The sequence below is a fragment of the Mesorhizobium sp. LNHC221B00 genome (assembly GCF_000502935.1).
GTDB lineage: Bacteria > Pseudomonadota > Alphaproteobacteria > Rhizobiales > Rhizobiaceae > Mesorhizobium > Mesorhizobium opportunistum.
Genome location: NZ_AYWR01000026.1, coordinates 1 through 21,100 on the forward strand (window position 1 = coordinate 1; position 21,100 = coordinate 21,100).

At 63.4% G+C, this 21,100-nt stretch carries 19 protein-coding genes; 5 read left to right on the forward strand and 14 right to left on the reverse strand.

Annotation, left to right across the window (positions count from 1 at the left end; genetic code table 11):
* Positions 1 to 490 (reverse strand): FAD-dependent oxidoreductase (locus tag X741_RS141515; protein WP_023780011.1); only part of this gene is annotated, 490 nt, incomplete at its 3' end.
* A 222-nt stretch (positions 491 to 712) separates the two neighbouring features.
* Here X741_RS141515 and X741_RS141510 point away from each other — a divergent pair.
* Positions 713 to 1,189 carry an Lrp/AsnC family transcriptional regulator gene (locus X741_RS141510; RefSeq protein WP_031250456.1) on the forward strand — a complete coding sequence of 159 codons (477 nt, stop codon included), beginning with the start codon at positions 713 to 715 and terminating at the stop codon, positions 1,187 to 1,189.
* A gap of 44 nt (positions 1,190 to 1,233) precedes the next feature.
* Here the strand turns inward: X741_RS141510 and X741_RS141505 are convergent, their stop codons facing one another.
* Positions 1,234 to 2,175: a LysR substrate-binding domain-containing protein gene (locus X741_RS141505; protein ID WP_023769077.1), complete on the reverse strand. Its 942-nt coding sequence runs from the start codon at positions 2,173 to 2,175 to the stop codon at positions 1,234 to 1,236.
* Between the two features lie 93 nt (positions 2,176 to 2,268).
* Between X741_RS141505 and X741_RS141500 the strand changes: the two genes are divergently transcribed.
* Positions 2,269 to 4,323, forward strand: coding sequence for an NADH:flavin oxidoreductase (locus X741_RS141500; protein WP_031250457.1), 2,055 nt, complete (start codon positions 2,269 to 2,271; stop codon positions 4,321 to 4,323).
* A gap of 7 nt (positions 4,324 to 4,330) precedes the next feature.
* On the forward strand, positions 4,331 to 4,807 hold the full coding sequence (locus X741_RS141495) for an Lrp/AsnC family transcriptional regulator (protein WP_023780014.1): 477 nt from the start codon (positions 4,331 to 4,333) through the stop codon (positions 4,805 to 4,807).
* Here the strand turns inward: X741_RS141495 and X741_RS141490 are convergent, their stop codons facing one another.
* The 7 genes from X741_RS141490 to X741_RS141460 all read right to left on the reverse strand — a co-directional run bounded on the left by X741_RS141490 (position 4,808) and on the right by X741_RS141460 (position 13,202).
* On the reverse strand, positions 4,808 to 6,463 hold the full coding sequence (locus tag X741_RS141490; protein WP_023780015.1) for an ABC transporter ATP-binding protein: 1,656 nt from the start codon (positions 6,461 to 6,463) through the stop codon (positions 4,808 to 4,810). It lies immediately after the preceding gene.
* Entirely contained in the window at positions 6,460 to 7,305 is an 846-nt protein-coding gene (locus X741_RS141485; RefSeq protein ID WP_023769081.1) for an ABC transporter permease, read from the reverse strand. The genes X741_RS141490 and X741_RS141485 overlap by 4 nt, the downstream gene beginning before the upstream one ends.
* Before the next feature lie 2 nt (positions 7,306 to 7,307).
* Positions 7,308 to 8,258, reverse strand: coding sequence for an ABC transporter permease (locus X741_RS141480; RefSeq protein ID WP_031250459.1), 951 nt, complete (start codon positions 8,256 to 8,258; stop codon positions 7,308 to 7,310).
* A gap of 87 nt (positions 8,259 to 8,345) precedes the next feature.
* Positions 8,346 to 9,956 (reverse strand): ABC transporter substrate-binding protein, encoded by a 1,611-nt coding sequence (locus X741_RS141475; protein WP_023780017.1) that lies wholly within the window; start codon positions 9,954 to 9,956, stop codon positions 8,346 to 8,348.
* A 62-nt stretch (positions 9,957 to 10,018) separates the two neighbouring features.
* Positions 10,019 to 10,741 carry an HAD-IA family hydrolase gene (locus X741_RS141470; RefSeq protein WP_023780018.1) on the reverse strand — a complete coding sequence of 241 codons (723 nt, stop codon included), beginning with the start codon at positions 10,739 to 10,741 and terminating at the stop codon, positions 10,019 to 10,021.
* A 237-nt stretch (positions 10,742 to 10,978) separates the two neighbouring features.
* Complete coding sequence (locus tag X741_RS141465) at positions 10,979 to 12,352, reverse strand: aspartate aminotransferase family protein (RefSeq protein WP_023780019.1); 1,374 nt, start codon at positions 12,350 to 12,352, stop codon at positions 10,979 to 10,981.
* 10 nt (positions 12,353 to 12,362) lie between these two features.
* Positions 12,363 to 13,202 carry a GNAT family N-acetyltransferase gene (locus X741_RS141460; RefSeq protein ID WP_023780020.1) on the reverse strand — a complete coding sequence of 280 codons (840 nt, stop codon included), beginning with the start codon at positions 13,200 to 13,202 and terminating at the stop codon, positions 12,363 to 12,365.
* Positions 13,203 to 13,521: 319 nt separating this feature from the next.
* Between X741_RS141460 and X741_RS141455 the strand changes: the two genes are divergently transcribed.
* A complete protein-coding gene (locus X741_RS141455; protein ID WP_023780022.1) occupies positions 13,522 to 14,190 on the forward strand; it encodes a haloacid dehalogenase type II in 669 nt (222 codons plus the stop codon).
* Between the two features lie 16 nt (positions 14,191 to 14,206).
* Complete coding sequence (locus tag X741_RS141450) at positions 14,207 to 15,481, forward strand: FAD-binding oxidoreductase (RefSeq protein WP_023780023.1); 1,275 nt, start codon at positions 14,207 to 14,209, stop codon at positions 15,479 to 15,481.
* A 40-nt stretch (positions 15,482 to 15,521) separates the two neighbouring features.
* On the opposite strand, the gene X741_RS141445 is transcribed toward X741_RS141450, so the two are convergent.
* The 5 genes from X741_RS141445 to X741_RS141425 all read right to left on the reverse strand — a co-directional run bounded on the left by X741_RS141445 (position 15,522) and on the right by X741_RS141425 (position 21,096).
* A complete protein-coding gene (locus X741_RS141445; RefSeq protein WP_023780024.1) occupies positions 15,522 to 16,979 on the reverse strand; it encodes an NAD-dependent succinate-semialdehyde dehydrogenase in 1,458 nt (485 codons plus the stop codon).
* A gap of 17 nt (positions 16,980 to 16,996) precedes the next feature.
* The gene (locus tag X741_RS141440; RefSeq protein ID WP_023780025.1) at positions 16,997 to 18,040 is read right to left on the reverse strand and encodes a tartrate dehydrogenase; all 1,044 of its coding nucleotides are present in this window, start codon (positions 18,038 to 18,040) and stop codon (positions 16,997 to 16,999) included.
* An 11-nt stretch (positions 18,041 to 18,051) separates the two neighbouring features.
* Positions 18,052 to 19,590 (reverse strand): aldehyde dehydrogenase, encoded by a 1,539-nt coding sequence (locus X741_RS141435; RefSeq protein ID WP_023780026.1) that lies wholly within the window; start codon positions 19,588 to 19,590, stop codon positions 18,052 to 18,054.
* A 147-nt stretch (positions 19,591 to 19,737) separates the two neighbouring features.
* Complete coding sequence (locus X741_RS141430) at positions 19,738 to 20,091, reverse strand: cupin domain-containing protein (protein ID WP_031250460.1); 354 nt, start codon at positions 20,089 to 20,091, stop codon at positions 19,738 to 19,740.
* Positions 20,092 to 20,172: 81 nt separating this feature from the next.
* The gene (locus X741_RS141425; RefSeq protein WP_023780027.1) at positions 20,173 to 21,096 is read right to left on the reverse strand and encodes a glyoxylate/hydroxypyruvate reductase A; all 924 of its coding nucleotides are present in this window, start codon (positions 21,094 to 21,096) and stop codon (positions 20,173 to 20,175) included.
* Positions 21,097 to 21,100 lie beyond the last annotated feature (4 nt).

Below are 21,100 nucleotides of genomic sequence, written 5' to 3' on the forward strand. Positions count from 1 at the left end.
CCCGCGACGGATCCGCGGTGCCGTCGGTCGGCGAGAACACGCCGCCCTTCCAGGTCCGGCCCGTGGCGCGGCCCCGCTCGCTGGCCTCGGCGCTGTCGAGCATGTGCGTGGTGACGCCGGCCGTCCTAGCGAAGTCACGCCAACGCACCCAGCCAGCCAGTTCCGCATCGTCATTGCTGAGATAGAGCAAGCCGCACCGCCGAAAGCCGGTGTCTTCATCTGTCTCTGGGGCAAAGCGCTGCCACAGATCGAGGCTGCGCGTCGCCATGGGCAACTCGCGCGCGTCACGGTTCTGCTGGCGGCACCACCCCCAGTTCCTTGAGGACTGCTCGGCGCCGACGCGTCCCTTTTCGACAAGCACGACCTTCATGCCGCGCCTGGCCAGGTAATAGGCCGCGAAGATGCCGACGATGCCGCCGCCGATCACCACCGCGTCCGCGGTCCGTGGCAGTTCGCCGGATGTCTCGATTTGCTGCAGTGGTGCGCGCATGGTCTCTCTGCCTTGACGCGCCAATCTACCGTGTTGTGCAGGCAGCCGGTGCCGCAGTTGACGCTGAAGCAGAATTTTATTCCGGCAGCCTGGGCGAAATCGGGAGCCGCTGCGTTTCAAGCGCTGTCCGCTTGGATGGACAGGCCTACGGGCTGTGGTAGTGTCAATGCCTATGAGCAAGGCAGCATTTTGTGCTACGGCCTGCGTTCTGCGGAGACGACCGTGAAACTGGATCGGATCGATATCAAGATTCTGTACGAGTTGCAGAAGAACGGCCGCATCACGAATGTGGAACTGGCTGATCTGGTGCATCTGTCGCCAAGCCCATGCCTGATGCGGGTCAAGAAGCTCCAGTCGGAAGGGTACATCGAAGGCTATTCCGCGCAGGTCAATATCGGCAAGCTCGGCCAGACGCTGACCGTGTTCACCGAAATCACCTTGAAGAACCATCGCCAGGTGGACTTTGCCCGCTTTCTCGCCGTGGTGGAGAAGATCGACCAGGTCATCGAGTGCCACCTCGTGTCGGGCGGCTACGACTATTTGATGAAATTCGTGACCGCCGGCATCGCCGAGTACCAGACCATCATGGAACGGCTGACCGACATGGATATCGGCATCGACAAGTATTTCAGCTTCGTGGTGCTGAAGTCGCCCATCATCAAGGCGCACATGCCGCTGCCCAGCCTGTTTCCGAGGTAGTCAGCGATGGCCTTGCGCGCGCTGCGCTTGTCGCCTGCAGCCCGCTACAAGGTGTCCGGCCCCAATATCGGGTGCAGTGCCTTCAATTCGATTTGCATCTCGGCAATCATCCAGGCGCAGATGTCGGAGACGACAGGTCGTAGCGGCCTTGAGCGCGGGGCAATCAGCTGATGGATCCGGCCCGTCTTGATCTGCCTGTCCGAGGCCAGGACAAGGGTTCCCTGAAGCAATGCCCTTGAAACGTTGCTGAGCCAGCCGAGCGCTACGCCTTCCCCGTTCATCGCGGCTTGAAGCACGACCGCGTAGTCCGAGAATTCGAGCCACTTTGCCCTGCTGGTCTTGCGGTCCGCCACACTGCCCCAGGCGTCCAGCCATTGCTCCTTGGCGTCGGTCAGGTGAAGCAGGGCATGACCTTCCCCGGTTCCGGCATGGATCAGCCGACCGTGGGCCGACAAATAGGATGGGCTGCACACCGGAACGATGATCTCAGGCGAGAATGCCCAGTGGTGATAGTGGGGGTCGTCATCGGCCAGGATTCTCGTGGCCAGGTCAACATTCTCGGCGGGTCCTCGCAGAACGCCCGCGGTCAGTTCGAACCTCAGATCGACGTCAGGAAACCTGGTGTTGAAAGCCCCTAACCTGGGAACAAACCAATAGGTTGCCAGAGAACTCGAAAGGGAAAGGGTGACCACCGGCTTTGCAGCGCTGTTCTGCTTGATCCTGCGGATCACTTCCGCGATGCCGTCAAATCCCTCCCGCACGGCCGAATAGAGCACACGTCCGTCCGGGGTCGGGGTCAATCCCGTTGCGCCTCGTGTGAAAAGAGGCACACCAAAATCGGCCTCGAGTTGGGCAATGCTGCGGCTGATCGATGGTTGCGTGACGTTGAACTCGCGCGCCGCGGCCGTGAAACTACCGGACCGGACCGCAGCTTCGAAGACAAGCAGTCCGCGCGCGGAGGGAACGAGTTTTGCAAAACCAGCCATGCGCCCAGCGTATAGACACCCCAACAATTTGCAAGCTTTCTATGAGCTCGGAAATGGCGAACTATAACCCTGATGAATGGGTCGGAGCAGAACATGAAGACAGCGGCATCCCAAGCGGGCAGCACATCCAGCGATCCTCTGCTTCAGCCGTTTCGGCTCAAGGGTCTGACGCTGCGCAACCGTGTCGTCAGCACCAGCCATGCCTCGATGCTGGACGATGGCGGCCTGCCGCTCGAGCGCTATCAGCGCTACCATGAGGAGAAAGCGCGCGGCGGCCTGGCGATGACCATGGTGGGCGGCTCGGCCATGGCGTCGCCCGATTCGAGCTGGGGCGGCGGTCAGCTGGACCTTTCCACCGACCGTATCGTGCCTCATCTCCAATCGCTATCGCAGCGGGTGCATCGCCACGGCGCCGCCGTCATGTGCCAGGTCTCACACCTTGGCCGGCGTGCCACCGCCTATGCAGGAAACTGGTTGCCGCCGGTGGCGCCGTCACGCGTTCGCGAGACGAGAAACCGGAATTTTCCGAAGGAGATGGACGCCGCGGACGTCGACAGGATCATCAAGGATTACGCCAGTGCCGCAAGGCGCTGCCTGGACGGCGGTCTGGATGGCGTCGAAACCGTCACCGGCGGTCATCTGATCGGTCAATTCCTCTCGCTCAGAACCAACAGGCGCACGGATGGATTTGGCGGTTCGCTGGAAAACCGCGCCCGCTTCGGCCTGATGGTTCACGAGGCGATCCGCCGCGCGGTGGGCGACGATTTCGCCGTCGGCATCCGGTTCGTGATCGACGAGGCGGCCAAGGACGGATCCGATTTCGACGAATGCCTTGCCTTTGCCAGGCTGTTCGAACGGGAAGGTCATCTCGACTTCTTCAATTGCATCTTTGGCCGCATGGACACCGACCTGTCGCTGGCTGAGCAGAACATGCCCGGCATGTTTAGCCCGAGCGCTCCGTTTCTACCTCTGGTCGGGCAGTTCAAACGGGAAACCAGACTGCCCGTGATCCATGCCGCAGCGATCCGGGATGTAGCGACGGCGCGGCATGCCATCCGCGAAAACCTTGTCGACCTGGTCGGCATGACCCGGGCGCATATCGCCGACCCCGATATCGTCAACAAGGTGATGCGCGGCGAAGAAGAACGCATTCGCCCGTGTGTCGGGGCGTCCTACTGCCTGTACAAGAAGGTGCAGTGCATTCACAACCCGGCCAGCGGCCATGAAACGATCATCAGCCATACCATCGTGCGGGCCGAAAGGCCGAAACGGGTGGTCGTGGTCGGCGGTGGTCCGGGTGGGATGGAAGCGGCAAGGGTTGCTGCCGAGCGCGGCCACAGAGTGAGCCTGCTCGAAGCGGGGGCGCGACTTGGCGGGCAGGTGCTCGTCGCGGCCTCGGCGTCCGATCGCAAGGATCTCATAGGCATAGTCGACTGGCGCGTCGACGAACTCGCGCGCCTTGGCGTGGAAGTCCGTCTCAACACCTATGCGGACGCAGAGATCGTCCTCGCCGACCAACCGGATGCGGTCATCGTCGCCACAGGCGGCGTACCCGATATGGACCGACTGGAGGGTGCCGAACATTGCGACAGCGTCTGGGATGTCCTGACCGGGGTCGTGCCGACGAAGGACGACGTGCTTATCTACGATGAAACCGGACGCCAGGCCGCGATTTCCTGCGCCCTGCATCTTGCCGGTCCGGAGCGCGTGGTCTGCCTTGCCATAGCCGACGACACGCTGGCGATCGAAACGCCCTATCCCGACCGGGTGAGTTTTCGCAAACGCGCCGCGGAAAGCGGCATCCGCGTCGTCAGCGATGTGCGCCTGGTCAAGGCAGCGCGCCAAGGCAACGGCATCGCCGCCACGTTCCGGCATGAGCTCACCGGTGCCGAAACGGAAATGACCGCAGCCCAACTCATTGTCGAGCGCGGCACGGTGCCGATGGAGGATACCTATCAGGACTTGCGGGCGCGCTCAGCCAACAACGGCGTCACCGACATAGCCCTGATGACGGGCACGGAAACGAGGCGGGACAACGGTCCGCAAGCTGCCGGATCATTCGTCTTGCACCGCATTGGAGACGCGGTTGCCAGCCGGGACATCTACTCGTCGATCTATGAGGCCTACCGGCTCTGCTCGCAATTGTAGATGGGCCATGAAACTCGATCGAATTGACATCAAGATTCTCTACGAGCTGCAGAAGAACGGCCGCATCACAAATGTGGAGCTGGCGGAACGGGTCAATCTCTCCCCCAGCCCATGCCTGATGCGGGTGAAGAAGCTGCATGCTGAAGGCTATATCGTACGCTATTCGGCGCAGATCGACGTCGCAAAGCTGGGGCGGACGCTCACCGTTTTCACTGAATTTACGCTCAAGAACCATCGCCAGATCGACTTCGCGCGTTTCCTTGCCGCCATTGACAAGGTCGATGCGGCCGTCGAATGCCACCGCGTTTCCGCCCGCTACGACTATTTGACGAAATTTGTCGCCGCCGGCATCGGCGAGTACCAGGAGATCATGGAGCGGCTGAGCGACATGGATATCGGCATCGACAAGTATTTCAGCTTCGTGGTGCTGAAGTCACCCATCGTCAAGGCCCACATGCCGCTGCCCAGCCTGTTTCCGATGTAATCAGCGATGGCCGTATTGGCTGACGAGCTCGGGGTCGCGGACGAGGCCATCGAGCCAGGTGGGGTCGAGCTTCGGCACCGAGGAGAACAGGAGCTTGGAATAGGGGTGGGTCGGCGCCGTCAGCTTGTCGGGCGTGATCTGCTCCACCCGCTCGCCATTGTACATGACCATGATCTCGTCGCAGATCGCTTCGACGACCGAGAGGTCGTGGCTGATAAAAATGTAGGAAAGGCCCAACTCGCGCTGCAACTCCTTGAGCAATTCGATCACCGCGGCCGCCACCACCGTGTCGAGCGCCGAAGTGATTTCGTCGCAGATGATCAGCTTGGGGTCGGCCGCCAGGGCGCGCGCGAAGTTCACCCGCTGCTTCTGGCCGCCCGAGAGCTCCGACGGGCGACGGTAGCGCAGCGTCCTGGGCAGGCGAACCATGTCGAGCAGTTCGTCGACGCGCTTCGAGCGCGCCTGCCTGTCGAGCCCGTGATAGAAGGCCAGCGGCCGGGCAATGATGTCGTCCACGGGCTTGGCCGGATTGAGCGCAGTATCGGCATATTGGAACACGATCTGCATCTCACGCAGCTCGTCCTGGCTGCGTTCGCCTGCGGTGCGCTCCAGTTGCTTGCCGTCGAAGATGATGTCGCCGGCCGCTGCCGGATGGATGCCGGCGATGACGCGCGCGAGCGTCGATTTTCCGCAGCCGGATTCGCCGATGATGCCGAGATTGCGCCCCTTCTCGACGACCAGACTGACGGAATTGACAGCGCGGATAAGCGGCAGTCCGTCAGTCCGCACCGCACCATAGCCGGCAGTCACATTGTCGATACGCAGCAGCTGTTTCGTCCCGGCATCCGCGTCCGCATGTGCTTGCCGCGGCTTCGGCTCGAAGGCGGCCAGCAGTTCGCGCGTATAGGGGTGCTGGGCAGCCGAAAGAATCTGAGCCGTGGTGCCGGTCTCCTGCACTTCGCCGCCCTTCAGCACGACGATGTGGTCGGCGATCTGGGCGACGACAGCGAGGTCGTGGGAGACGTAGACCCCCGCTATTCCGCCCGCCCGCATGACCGACTTGAATGCCTTCAGCACGTCGATCTGCGTCGTCACGTCGAGTGCCGTCGTCGGCTCGTCGAAGATCATCAGCTTGGGATCGCCGATGAGCGCCATGGCCGCCGAAAGCCGCTGCAATTGCCCACCCGAAACCTGGTGCGGGTAGCGCGCGCCGATCCCTTCCGGATCTGGCAGCGACAAGGCCCGGAATAGCTCAACCGCGCGCTTTCGCGCCTGCTCGGGGGACATCAGCCCGTGGATGCGCGTAACCTCGATCACCTGCTCCATGATGGTAGACGAGGGATTGAAGGAGGCGGCAGCACTTTGCGGTACATAGGCAATGTCGGTGCCGCGCATCTTTGCGCGCTGCTTTTCGGAAAGTGCCGCCATGTTCTTGCCGTTGACATTGATCTGGCCTCCGGCGATCCGGCAGCCAGGCCGCGCATGGCCCATCAGCGAGAGCGCGATCGTCGTCTTGCCGGAACCGCTCTCGCCGATCAGAGCGACGATCTCGCCGTCGGCGATGTCGAGGCTGACGCCCTTGATGATTTCGACGACACGACCCGAGTCCGTCGTCGCCTCGATCTTCAGGTTCCTGACTTCGACGAGATTGCTCATGCGTCCCTGTCCCTGATCTTCTGCGGCAGGTTGTCGATCAGCAGGTTGACGCTGATGGTGAGGCTGGCGATCGCCAGCGAGGGAACGATGACGGCGGGCGCGGCGAAGGGCAGGCCGCCGATGTTCTCGCGCACCAGCGCGCCCCAGTCGGCGAGCGGCGGCTGCAGGCCGAGCCCGAGGAAGGACAGGCCGGAGAGCAAGAGCACGATGAAGACGAAGCGCAGGCCGAAATCGGCCAGCACCGGGCGGATGATGTTGGGCAGGATCTCGGATCCGATGAGATAGGCGGTGCTTTCGCCACGGACGCGAGCGACGGTCATGAAGTCCATGCTGTTGATGTTGACGGCGAGCGCCCGCGCGAAGCGGTAGGCGCCGGGGATATAGATGACGGCGAGCGTCATGATCAGCGCCGGGATCGACGAGCCGACCGCGGCGACGACGACAAGGCCGAACAGCTTGCTGGGGATGGAGTTCATGGCATCGAGGAAGCGGCTAAGGCAGGTGTCGAGCCAGCCGCCGGTGACGGCCGCGATCATTCCCAGCACCACGCCGCAGAAGCAGGCGATGGCCACGGCGGCGAGCGATATGCCGACGGTGTAACGCGCCCCCATCAGCACCCGGGAGAGCATGTCGCGGCCCAGATAGTCCGAGCCGAGCCATAGGCCCTGACGCATCGGGCCGAAATAATCGTCGTCGACGATGTCGCCGATCGAATGGGGAGTGATATAGGGCGCGAAGATGGCGATCAGCGTCCACGCCAGGATGACCAGCGCGGCCACCACGCCCACGAGATTGTAGCTGCGGCCCAGGAAGGACCGTCGCGAAGCTGCCACGCGCGCCATCGTCACCTGAGCCTCGGGTTGGACATGATGGCGATGATGTCGGCGACGGTGATGAGCAAGAGGTAGCCGAGGCAGAAGATCATCGCGCAGCTCTGGATCAGCGGCAGGTCGCGGGTCGCGACCGCATCGACCATCAGCTTGGCGATGCCGGGATAGTTGAAGATCGTCTCCACGATGATGACGCCGCCGACAAGATAGGACAGCGACAGCGCAACCGCGTTGACGATCGGCCCGAGCGCATTGGGAAGCGCGTGCTTGAGCACCATGCGGCCGCGTGAGGCGCCTTTGAGAAGCGCCATCTCGACATAAGGCGCGGACAGTGTCTCGATCACCGCGGCGCGGGTCATGCGGATCATCTGGGCGGAGATGACGAAGGTCAGCGTGATCACCGGCATTGCATAAATGCGTACGAGGTCGGTCAGCGTATGCGCCTCATTGACCGAGGACAGCGCCGGCAGCCATTTGAGATAGACGGCGAAAAGCAGGACCGCCAGCGTCGCGACCATGAACTCCGGCACCGAGATGACGCCGATCGAAAGTATGGTGACGGTGCGATCGTAGAGGGAGCCGCGCAGCATGGCGGCGGTGATGCCCAGCGTCAGGGCCAGCGGCACCGAGAGCAGCGTGGTGATGCCGGCGAGCTCCATGGTGTTGACGAAGCGCCCGCCGATCAGCGCCGCGACCGGCATCTCGTTGGCATAGGAAGTGCCGAGATCGCCGTGGAGCAGGCCGAGAAGCCAGCGCAGGAAGCGCAGGATTGCCGGATCGTTGAGATGCATGGCCTCGCGCAGGCCGGCGACCGCTTCGGGTGTCGCCGCCTGGCCGAGCAGGATCGACGCGGTGTCGCCGGGCAGCATGCTGGTGGCGAAAAAAACGGCGAACAGGACTATCAGAAGCGTGATCACCGCGATTGCCAGCCGCTTTAACACGAGGTTTAGAACCCCAGACGTCATGGAAGCGCTCCTGCGGTTGCGTTCGGCCAAGCGATGTTGCGCAATAAGGTGCCAGGGACCGGCTGTCCGGTCCCTGGCAGGCGCCTCTCAGGCTTCGAGCCAGAGATATTCCGCCATTGCGTAGCCCATCATGCCACCGAGCGGGTTCGCCTCCAAACCCTTCACCTTGCTGGAGAGGGCATCGACGTTGGAAATGTAGGCCGGGATGATGGTGCCGGCCTCCTCGGAGACCATGGTCTGCATGTGGCCGTAGATTTCCTTGCGCTTGGCCTGGTCGAGCGAGCCACGCGCCTCGATCATCAGCTTGTCGAACTTCTCCGACTTGTACTGGCTTTCGTTCCAGGGTGCGTTGGAGGCGTAGAGCAGCGAGAACAGGATGTCCGGCGTCGGGCGTGGGTTGATGTTGCCGAAATGGACCGGCGCCTTGAGCCAGTAATTGTCCCAGTAGCCGTCGGACGGGACGCGCTGGACGTCGAGCTTCATGCCGATATCCGCGCCGGCGGCCTGGATGATCACCGCCATGTCGATCGACGAGGTCGCTGCGTCGGAGGCGATCACGGGGATGGACTGGCCAAGCAAGCCCGACTTCTGGAAGTGGAACTTGGCCTTGTCGGGGTCGAAGGCCTTCGGCTTGAGGTCGGCATTGTGGAAGATGTTCGCCGGCGAGACGGGCTGGTCGTTGCCGACTTCGCCGAGGCCGCGCAATGCCGATTTGACGATCTGCTCGCGGTTGACGAGGTATTTCATGCCGGCCACGAAGTCGGCCTTGTTGCCCGGATCCATGTCGAGCCGGATGTTGAGGTCGGTGTAGTTGCCCGAGGTGGTTTTCGACAGTTCGAAGCCTTGCTGCCCGCCGATGAGCTTCATCGCGCGCGGATTGATGGAGGCGGCGAAATTGATGTCACCGGACAGCAGGGCGTTCACGCGGGCGCTGTCATCGCTGATGGCGATGAATTCGAAAGAGTCGAGATAGGGCTGGCCCGACTTCCAGTAGTTCTTGTTCTTGGTGACGACCGACCGCACGCCCGGTTCGAACGTTTGCAGCACGAAGGCGCCGGTGCCGTTGCCCTTGGAGAAGTCGGTGGTGCCATCGGCGACGATCATGAAGTGATGCAGCGCCAGGATGGTCGGGAGGTCGGCATTCGGATCGGCCAGCGTGATTTCCACGGTCGACTTGTCGACCGCCTTGAAGCCCGTCATCTGCGCGGCGATCTTGGCGACTTTGGAACCGACCGCCGGATCGAGATGGCGCTTCATCGAGAAGACGACGTCGTCGGCGGTGAGGGCCTTGCCGTCGTGGAAGGTGACGCCCTTGCGCAGCTTCACCGTCCAGGTCTTGGCGTCCTTGCTGTCGAAGCTTTCGGCCAGCTCCATCTGCGTGACGCCATCCTTGTCGAGGAAAGTCAGGCGATTGTAGAGCGAACAGCAGCGGACATAGTCGGTCGACAGCGACGCCTTTGCCGGATCGAGCGTGTCGGCGGTCGAGGACGACCAGCCAGCGGCCTTGAAACTGCCGCCGGAAACCGGCGTGGCGGCGACGGCATTGGTGGCGCGGCCAAGCACCATGCTGCCCGCGGCAATCGCAGCGCCGCCGGCCAACAGCATCTTGAGGAGTTCGCGGCGGCTCGCGCCCCGCCGAATGGCATTTTCGACCATGGCATCGTCTGCGCTGGTCCAGTTCGTGATCTTGTCGGTCATATCATTCCCCTTTCGTTTGTTTTCCGGCTTGCTCGTCTTGCTGCGACTTTCCGGGCTTGGGCTCAGGTTCGTTGCTTCAGGCTTTCCCGCACAGCGGCGGCAAGGGCCGCCATTGACGTGAAGTGGTAGTCCGGCGTGGTGAAACGCTCGGGCTCGATCGTGCCGCCATAGCCCTTCTGGGCATGCCGGCGCTCGATCCAGCAGTTGGTCATGCCAAGCGCCCGGGATATGCCGATATCGTGATACTGGCTTTGCGCGACGTGCAGGATGTCGTCCTTGCTCTCGCCCCTTGAGGCGACGAAATCGAAGACCTTCTGGAAAAAGGCCGGGTCTGGTTTTTCCGTGCCTGTATCGTCGGCAGTGAAGGTGGCGAAAAAGGGCGATCCGAGTTGCTTCTCGAAATGATCGAGCGCCCAGCGCCGGGCATTGGTCATGGCAATCAGCCTGTGCGATTTTGCAAGCTTCGCCAATGCAGCCGCGCTGTCGGGGAAGCCTTGCCAGACGCTGGCGGAGTCCCGCAGGCGCATGCCGTATCTCTCCTCGGCCGGCAGGCCGAGCCGTGGTGCGATGACCCTGTAGACACGCACGAGATCGTCCGGGAACTGGCTCGCATCGGGCATGTAGCGGGCTTGCCGGTAAAGGCTCAGCGCTTCCTCGCCGTCGAGCGAAACGCCGGCCTCGGCGGCAATCCCGGCCAGGCAGGTCGTGATGCCGCCTTCGAAGTCGATCAGCGTGCCTACCACATCGAAGGTCATGTATTTGAATTCGCTAAAGCCCCTGGCCAAGACTGGGTCTCCTCTGCGCGCGGCCGAATTGCATGTGTTGAACAGAACAAAATTCCGTGCTGTCCGGGGCGTAGGCCTTTTTCGAAGGCCCGGAAATCCGGGCTTTCTGGCCTTGTCTTATCAACAGTCTGGCACTTCCCCCACGCTGGATTCGCCGAAAAGACGTGAGGGGGCGGCACAAAATTGCGAAATCGTCTGCCCCGGCGCTATTTCGAAACACAGGGTATTCGTCTGCCGTCATGCCATTGCCTGGCGGACATCGGGATCGTCCAGTGTCTGGTCGAGCGTCCGGCGCGTGAGCTCGATGATCGCATCTATGTCGGCGTCGGTGCAGCAGAGCGGTGGTGCATAGCCGATAACCCCATGCGCAAAGGCACGGATGATCAGGCCGTTGTCCCACGCCCTGTCGAAGACGCGCCGCGCCGGCATGGCCGACGCCGGAAGCGGGGTCTTCTTCTGTTTGTCGACCACCAGTTCGATCGCGGCAAGCATGCCGCGGCCGCGCACGTCGCCAACGAGCGGGTGGTCCCTCAGGCCCTCCAAGCCCGCCATCAGGCGAGCGCCGGCCTTGGTGCCGTTCTCCAGCAGGCCGTTTTCGTAGAGCTTCAACACTTCCAGCGCGACGGCGGCGCTGACGGGATGGGCGGAATAGGTGTAGCCGTGACCAACGGCCGAACTGCCCGCCCCGTCGGCGATGACGTCGTAGACATGATCGGCCATGAATACGGCGCCCATGGGAACATAGCCCGAAGTCAGCCCCTTCGCGGTCGTCATGAAATCGGGAACGATGTCCTCATCGGTGCAGGCGAACAAGGGTCCGGTGCGGCCGAAGCCGGTGATCACCTCGTCGGCGATGAACAGGATGCCGTACTCCCGGCAGAGCTCGCGCATCGCCTTGATCCAGCCTTTCGGCGGCACGATCACGCCGCCCGAACCTTGGATCGGCTCGGCATAAAAGGCAGCGACTCGCTCCGGTCCGATCTCCTCGACCTTGGCCTTGAGCGCGGCGCGCGATGCGGCGATGATCGCGTTGCCGTCCTCGCCCACCGGGTTGCGGTAGGGACAGGGGGAGGGGATCTTGTGCTGCCATTCAAAGGGAACGCCAAAACCGGCGTGAAAGGCGGGCAACGCGGTCAGGCCCGCGCCGACCACCGATGACCCGTGATAGCCCTGCTCGATGGAAATGAACTGGTCGCGTTGCGGCTCGCCTTTGGCATTCCAGTAGTAGCGGACGAAACGGATCGTGCTGTCGACCGCGTCCGACCCGCCGAGCGTGAAATAGACGTGATTGAGATCCCCGGGCGCGCGCTCAGCCAGCTCCGAGGCGAGGCGGATGGCCGGCTCCGAGCCGAGGTCGAAATAGGCAGTGGCGTAGGGGAGTTCGCGCATCTGCCGGGCCGCCGCCTCGACGATGCTGTCATGACCGTAGCCGGCATTGACGCACCACAGCCCCGCAAATCCGTCAACGAGTTGCCGGCCTGACGCATCGGTCACGGTCGCCCCCCTCGCCGATTTCAAGACGCGCACGCCGAGCGCCTCATGGCCGCGGTATGATGAGACCGGATGGATGAGGTGGGCGCGATCGAGTTCGATCAGGGAATTCGCGAGCATTGTTGTCCTCCTAGCCGAGCGCCTGGTTGGCGAGGGCGTAAACTTTTGGCCTGGTCTGTTCCGCGACGCTCTTGGGCGGACGGTCCATTGCCACGCCTCCGCCGACATGGGTGAGGCCGATTTCCTCGAGCCAACCGGCAATGCCGGTCGCGCTGTCGGTATCCACGCGCAGAAAGGCGCCGGGGCGGTTCGCGGCGAAGAAGCTAATCAGGGCCTTCGCGGTGTCAGCGCTTTCCGCGATGACCGGTCCGATCACCTCACCGCGTCCGAACGGGCGGATTGCGGCATAGGCTTCAATCACGCCGTGGCGGCGGATGATTGCGAATTGGCCGCGCTCGGCCAGCGCATCGATCAGGGCTTGCCGGTCGGCGCCATAGGCGTTGCGGTCCAGCGCCTTGATGTCCGGCAGCTCGTCCATGCTTGCGGCTTCCACTCCATCCGGCACGCCGAGCGCTGCAACCGTACCTTGATGCTGCCGGATCGTGCCGGAGGGCACAAAGCCCAGTTTCTGGTAGAGAGGCATGCCGTCATTCGTCGCGACGAGCCGCAGCGGACGGTCGCCGGCAAGGGCGATGGCCTGATCCATGAGCCGGCGCCCGAGCCCCTTGCCACGCACGTTCCTGTCGACGATCACCATGTTGATCATGGCGCAGTCCGCGCCATAGGGTGTCACCAGGATGGTTCCGGTGACACGGCCCTGGTCGTCGAGCGCGACCGCGCCGCTTGAGAGCTGCAGCGCCATCTGCCAGTCCTGCGGGCGATGCGGCCAATTCTCCTGGCGAGAAAGCGCCACGGCTCCCTCGATATGGTCCGGCCCGAAGTCCTGAATCTCGATCTCGCCCTGCTGCATGAGGCATCCTTCCGTCTGCCCTCAAGTCTCGACCATTGTCGCGTCGCAAATCGTCTGAAGGCTTCGGCCTTGGCGGTATCTTTCGCCGTAGCGCAAGCGGTGCGCCGCATCTTGTGCTGGCGCCCGCCACGGCGGAGGCGCTCCACGTCACGCGCGGCGCCGCGTTCGACACACCAGATGCTACAGCGTGCCAAACCGGATGGCGGATACGGAACTTTCTGCTTTCGGGAGGGCGATTTCGGTCAGGTGGGTCGCCACCACCCGTCCTATGATGAAATGCTTCCCAACGCGAATGTGCTTCCACTGGAGATCGACGGACATGGCTTCTTTCAGGCCCAAATATATCACCTTCGACTGCTACGGCACGTTGACCAATTTCCAGATGGCGGAAGCGGCGCGAGACCTTTACGGCAGCCGGCTCGACGAACCGCGTATGCAGGAGTTCATCAAGAACTTCGCCGCCTATCGGCTCGACGAGATCATGGGTGACTGGAAGCCTTATGCCGACGTTGTCCACAACGCGCTCGAGCGGGCCTGCAAGCGCAATGGTGTTGCCTTCAGCCCTGACGACGCCAGGATGGTCTATGAGCGTGTCCCGACCTGGGGGCCCCATGCAGATGTCCCAGCCGGCCTGGCTAAGGTCGCCAAGGAAATTCCGCTGGTCATCCTGTCCAACGCCATGAACGCGCAGATCCTGTCCAATGTCGAGAAGCTCGGCGCACCGTTCCATGCCGTCTACACGGCCGAGCAGGCGCAGGCTTACAAGCCACGTTTCAAGGCCTTCGAATACATGCTCGACATGCTGGGCTGCGGCCCGGAAGATATTCTTCACTGCTCGTCCTCGTTCCGCTACGACCTGATGTCGGCACATGATCTCGGCATCACGAACAAGGTCTGGGTCAATCGCGGCCACGAACCGGCAAACCCTTACTATGGCTATGTCGAGATATCAGACATTTCGGGTCTCCCGGGAGTGATCGGGCTTTGAAACAGGCGGATCGTCGATGAAACTGATCTCCTACTGGCACGATACCGCCCCTGTCTTTTCCGGCGGAGCGCAAGGCCCGGTCGAGGGGCACTATGATGCCGTCATCGTCGGTGGCGGCTTCACCGGTCTCGCCGCGGCGCGCCAACTGGCGAAAGCCGGCGCGAAGGTGGCGGTGCTGGAGGCGCAGCGCGTGGGCTGGGGCGCATCCGGCCGCAATGGCGGGCACCTGAACAACGGCCTCGCTCACAGCTACCTCTCTGCCAAGGCGGAACTCGGCAAGGAACGCGCGATCGCGCTCTACCGCGCGCTCGACGACTCCGTCGACACCATTGAGGCGCTGGTTGCCGACGAGGGCATCGACTGCAATTTCCGCCGCGCCGGCAAGCTGAAGCTCGCCTCCAAGCCGCAGCATTTCGAAGCGATCGCCCGCAATTTCGAAGCCCTCCATGCGGAAGTGGATCCGGATACGGCGCTGCTGTCGGCGGCCGACCTCAAATCCGAGATCAGCTCGCCCTTCCACGGCGCGATGCTGTCGAAGAAGAGCGCCATGATGCATATGGGCCGCTATGTGGCAGGCCTTGCGACAGCCGCGGCCCGCCACGGCGCGATCATCCACGAGAATGCGGCGGTGACCGACCGCAAGCAGGTCGGTGGCAGGCATGAGCTGACGACCTCCCGCGGCCGCATCAGCGCCGAAAATGTGCTGGTAGCGACAGGCGCCTATACCACGCCGAATTTCGGCTATTTTCGCCGCAGGATCATCTCCGTCGGCAGCTTCATCATCGCCACGCGGCCGTTGAGCGACGCCGAGATCACTGCCACCATGCCCGGCAACCGGACATGCGTCACCTCGTTGAATATCGGCAACTACTTCCGGCTTTCACCGGACAAGCGCCTGATCTTCGGCGGTCGCGCGCGCTTCTCGGCGACTTCGGACCAGCGCTCGGATTCGAAGAGCGGACAGATATTGCAGGCGGGCCTAGCGGCGATCTTCCCGCAGCTCGCCAAGGTCGAGATCGACTATTGCTGGGGTGGGCTGGTCGACATGACCAAGGACCGCTTTCCGCGGGCCGGCTATCATGACGGGGTCTGGTACGCGATGGGCTATTCCGGCCACGGCGCGCAGCTTTCCACCCATCTCGGCATGGTCCTGGCCGATGCCATGCTCGGCCGCGAGGACCGCAATCCGCTGAAGGGGCTCGAATGGCCTGCCATTCCCGGTTATTCCGGCAAGCCCTGGTTCCTGCCGATGGTCGGCCTCTATTACAAGGGGCTCGACCGGATCCAGTGAGCTTCGATGTGGTCCGCTTTGGGCTCTCAGCCAAATTGCCTCAGCTGAGCCCGCCCATGTGGAAGCTCTTCATCTCGAGATATTCCTCGATGCCGACCTGCGCCCCCTCACGGCCGAGGCCGGACTGCTTGACGCCGCCGAAGGGCGCGACTTCCATCGAGACCGAGCCGGTGTTGAGCCCCACCATGCCGAACTCCAGCGCCTCGCCGACGCGCCAGGCGCGTTTCAAATTCTCGGTGTAGAAGTAGGAAGCAAGCCCATAGGGCGTACCGTTGGCGAGCGTGATCGCCTCCTCTTCCGTCTCGAACCGGAAAAGCGGCGCGACCGGGCCGAACGTTTCCTCGGCGGCGAGCTGCATGTCTTTTGTGGCACCAGTCAGCACCAGCGGCGCGACATACTGGGGACCGTCGGGCAATGCCGGCCTCGTTGTGATGATCGAAGCACCCTTGGCGAGCGCGTCCTCGACATGGCGGTTGATCTTCTCGACCGCCGCCATGTTGATCATCGGCCCGATGGCGACACCGGCTTGAGTGCCCGGTCCGACCGTCATGGTGTTGACGCGAGCGGAAAGCTTGGCGGCGAAGGCTTCGTAGACACCGGCCTGGACGAGGATGCGGTTGGCGCAGACGCAGGTCTGTCCGCCATTGCGGAATTTCGAGACAAGCGCGCCCTCGACGGCGAGATCGAGATCGGCGTCGTCGAAGACGATGAGGGGCGCGTTGCCGCCGAGTTCGAGGCTGAGCCGTTTGACAGTATCGGCCGCGCCGCGCATCAGCAGCGAACCGACCCGAGTCGAGCCGGTGAAGGAGATCTTGCGAACAGTCTCGTTGGCCATGATCTCGTTGCCGATCTCGGCCGGCATGCCGGTGACGATGTTGATGACGCCGGCGGGGATGCCCGCGCGTTCGGCAAGCACGCCGAGCGCCAGCGCCGAATAGGGCGTGAACTCGGATGGCTTGATCACAACCGTGCAGCCGGCGGCCAGCGCCGGCGCGACCTTGCGGGTGATCATCGCGTTGGGGAAGTTCCACGGCGTGATGATGCCGCACACACCGACCGGCTCCTTGAGCACGATGATACGCCGGTCCGGCGTCGGCGAGGGGATGGTGTGGCCGTTGATGCGGCGTGCCTCCTCGGCAAACCATTTGACGAAGGAAGCCCCGTAGCGGATCTCGCCTTTGGCCTCGTCCAGCGGCTTGCCCTGTTCCGTCGTCAGGATCAGCGCGAGATCGTCCAGATGCGCCAGCATCAGGCCATGCCAGGCCTCCAGGAGGCCAGCGCGCTCGGCGTTGGTCTTCTTCTTCCAGCCAGCATAAGCGGACGCCGCGGCCTCGATGGCCGCCCGGGTCTCCGGACCGGCCATGTCGGGCACCGTGCCGATCGCGCACAGAGCAGCCGGATCGACAACATCGACCGTCTTGCCGGAGCGGGCAGCGACCCATTTGCCGTCGATCAGGCCGGCTTCGCGGAAGAGACTTTTGTCTTTGAGGTTTTTCATCGAAAACGACCTTGCAATCAGGAGAGCGCTGCGACGACGGCGGCCGTGATGGCCTGCGTTCTGTCTTTGCCCGGAATGGTTCCAATGCCGCGCGCGGTTGTCGCTTCGACCGCTTGCATGACCCGCCCGGCTGCGACCGCTTCGCCGAGATGGTCGAGCATCATGGCGCCGGACCATATAGTGGCGATGGGATTAGCGATGCCCAGATGCGCGATGTCGGGCGCGGAACCGTGCACAGGCTCGAACATGGATTGTGCCGAGCGGTCGGGATTGATGTTGGCCGAGGCGGCGTAGCCGAGCCCACCCTGGATCGCTGCGCCTATGTCAGTCAGGATATCGCCGAACAGATTGGAGGCGACGACCACGTCGAGGCTCTCCGGCGCCATGATCATGCGCGCGGCGAGCGCGTCGACGTGATAGCTGGTGACATCGACGTCCGGATAATCCGCAGCCAGCTTTCGCGCGATCTCGTCCCAGAACACCATCGAGTATTTCTGCGCGTTGGACTTGGTGACGGAGGCCAGCTTGCCGCGCCGTTTCCGCGCCTGCTCGAAGCCGAAGCGCAGGATGCGCTCGACGCCGGCGCGGGTGAAGATCGAGGTTTCCACCGCGACCTCGTCCAGAGTGCCTTGATGCACGCGGCCGCCGGCGCCCGAATATTCGCCCTCGGTGTTCTCGCGGATGCACAGGATGTCGAAGCTCTCGGCACGTAGTGGGCCGTTGACGCCCGGCAGCAGGCGGTGCGGCCTTATGTTGGCGTATTGCACGAATGCCTTGCGGATCGGCAGCAGCAGGCCGTGCAACGAAACGGAATCCGGTACCTCCGCTGGCCAGCCGACGGCGCCCAGAAGAATGGCGTCGAAGCCGCGCAAGGTCTCGATGCCGTCTTCGGGCATCATGCGGCCGGTATCCTTGTAGAATTTGCAGGACCAAGGGAACTGGGTTCCCGTCAAGGCAAAGCCCGCGTGTTTGGCTGCGGTCTCCAGCACCGTCCAGGCGGCGGCGGTCACATCGCGGCCGATGCCGTCGCCGGGGATCAAAGCGATCGAGTAGGGCTTCATCGGCATCTTCTCTAGAGGCTGATCAGGACGCTCTTGGTCCTGCGGTTGGCGAGATAAGCCTCGCGGCCGAGATCCTTGCCGATGCCGGAGCGCTTGTAGCCGCCGGTCGGCAGGATATGGTCGCGCGAGCGGCTGTAGCGGTTGATCCAGACGGTGCCCGCTTCGAGCTTGCGTGCCAGGCGGATCGTGCGGGACAGGTCGGCGGTGAACAGGCCGGAAGCCAGCCCGTAGGTTGGATGGCTGGACAGCGCCAGCGCCTCTTCCTCCGTCTCGAAGGTCTGGATGGTGAGGACCGGGCCGAAGATTTCCTCGACGATCGCCGGATTGGCCTGGTCGACATCACAGATCAGCGTCGGCTGGTAGAAATAGCCGGGGCTGTCCATGACGCCGCCACCGGTCAGGCATTCGCCGCCGGCCTCGATCGCGGCCCGCACGATGCTGTCGACACGGGCCCGCTGCCGTTCCGAGATAACAGGCGAATACTGCGTCGCCTCGTCCCAAGTCGGGCCGGGCCGCACCGCCTTCATCCTTTCCAGGATGGCAGCCGTCAACCTGTCGGCCACGCTCCTCTCGACGATCAGGCGCGTGCCGGCGACGCAGGCCTGACCGGCATTGAAGGTGACGCTGCCGGCGATGGCCGTCGCGGCCTTCTCCATATCGGCATCGGCAAAGACGATCTGCGGGCTCTTGCCGCCGAGTTCCAGCGTCATCGGCTTGACGCCGGCGCGGGCGACGTTCTCCANAAAGACGATCTGCGGGCTCTTGCCGCCGAGTTCCAGCGTCATCGGCTTGACGCCGGCGCGGGCGACGTTCTCCATGATCGCTGAGCCGGCGCGGGTCGAGCCGGTGAACGAGACCTTGGCGATTTCGGGATGGCCGGTCAGCGTCGTGCCGGTCGTCAGGCCGTCTCCCAGCACGACGTTTATGAGCCCTGCCGGCAGGCCCGCCCTCACGGCGAGTTGCGCCATGTAGACTGCCGAGAACGGTGTCATTTCCGATGGCTTCAGCACCACCGCATTGCCCGCGGCCAGAGCCGGCCCAAGCTTCCATCCGGCCATCGAGATCGGGAAATTCCAGGGCGTGATCGCACCGACCACGCCATAGGGCTCGCTCATGATCATGCCGAGAGTGGCGTCGTCGGTCGGCACGAGCTCGCTGCCTTCCTTGTCGGCGAACTCGGCAAAGAAGCGGATCTGCTCGGCGGTGATGGCGATATCGCCGGCAACGAGCTGGCCGACGGGCCGGGTGGAGCACAGCGCCTCGATCCTGGCCAGCGTTTCGGCCTCCGCCTCGATCAGGTCGGCCCAGGCCTGGAGCGCCTTCGTCCGTTCGCGCGGCCGAACGCCGCCCCAGTTGCTGGCCTTCAGCGCCGCCTTGGCGCTTTCCACCGCACGATTGACCATATCGACGCCGGCCACGGGGCAGCCGGCATATGCCTTGCCATCCGACGGACGGCGCATCTCGATGGCACTCTCGGCCGCGATCATCTCCCCGCCAATGAAATGACCGACGGGAAGCGAGACGGTATCCGGATCGAAGCTCAAGCCCATGGTACCCACTCTGGAATATTCTGCAGAAGCCTAGCGCGGGCTCTGGCGCAGCATGCGCCGTTCGACGATCGGTCGCGGATGATTGTTGTGTGCCGGCGATGACAGACGGCAAAATCTGTTGCGGAGGCCGGCGCCTCCGCCCTCCCGTTACCCTACGGTCACGTAGATCTTGCGTACCGTCTCAATGGTCTTCCAAACCCCGGTGAAGCCAGGTTTCATCACGAAGCTGTCGCCGGCGCGATAGGTCACCGGCTTGCCGCCGTCGGGCGTGATTTCGATCAAGCCGGAGAGGATGTGGCAGAACTCGAAAGTCTCGCCTTTGATCGAGCGCGTTTCGCCGGGCGTCGCCTCCCAGACGCCGGTATGGACGAGGTCGCCCTTGGCAACATCCTGCGCCCAGGTTTTGAAGCCAGGGTTGCCGGAAATCAGCCGCTCGGGCAGCGCCGCGGATTCGCGCGGCTGGAAGACAGGCCTAGTATCGACAGTCTTGAGCAGGGACAAGAGATGGTCTTTCATGTTGGAGGATCTTGGCTTGATGTGTCGTTGTCCCAGAACCGCTGCACACTTCCGGGCGACATGCACTTAGTAGCCGCGCGACCGGTCGACGAGCCCGATGGGATCAAGACCGGCGCGGTAACGCCTGATGTTTTCGACAACCGCCTTTGCTGCGCTGGCGGGCTGGGTGACGCTGGCGACATGCGGGGTCAGGATGACCTTCGGATGCGACCAGAACGGATGGCCTGCCGGCAGCGGTTCGGGATCGGTGACGTCGATCATCGCCGCCGAAAGGTGGCCGCTGTCGAGCGCGGTGACGAGGGCTTCGTCGTCGAGCTGCGGCCCCCGGCCGGTGTGGACGAGTGCCGCCCCTTCAGGCAGTTGCGCAAACAGGCCGGCATCGAGCAAACCGCGCGTCTCCTTGGTCAGCGGCAGCAGGCAGATCAATATGTCGCTGACGGCGAGCATCTCGCTCAGCCCGGGTTCGCCATGGTGGCAGGTCACGCCCTCGATCCGCCGGGGCGAGCGGCTCCATCCGGCGAGCGGAAAGCCGAAGGGCTTCAGGCGGTCGAGGACGGCTTGGCCAAGCTGTCCGAGGCCGAGCACGCCTATCCGGCGCGCCCCGGCCTGGAGCTGGGCGATGTCAGCCCATTCGCCGGCGCGCTGCTGCGCGAGATATCCAGGCAGGTTGCGGTGGAGCGCGAGTATGGCCAGCGTCACATATTCCTGCATCATGCGCACGATGCCTTCCTCGATCATGCGCACGACCTTCACGTTTGCAGGTACCGCATCCAGGCGAAATTGGTCGACGCCGGCGCCGATGGAAAACAGGATTTCCAAGTTCGTATAAAGAACGAGGTTGTCCGGCACGGTCCAGCTGATCAGATAACGCACGGCGTCGGGATCGACCGTCGCGGCATCCATCGTGATGGGAACATCCGGCAGTTCTGTCGCGAATACCTCGCAGAAGATCGCGCCGCGGCGTGCATCGGAATTGAACAGGAATGTCATTCCG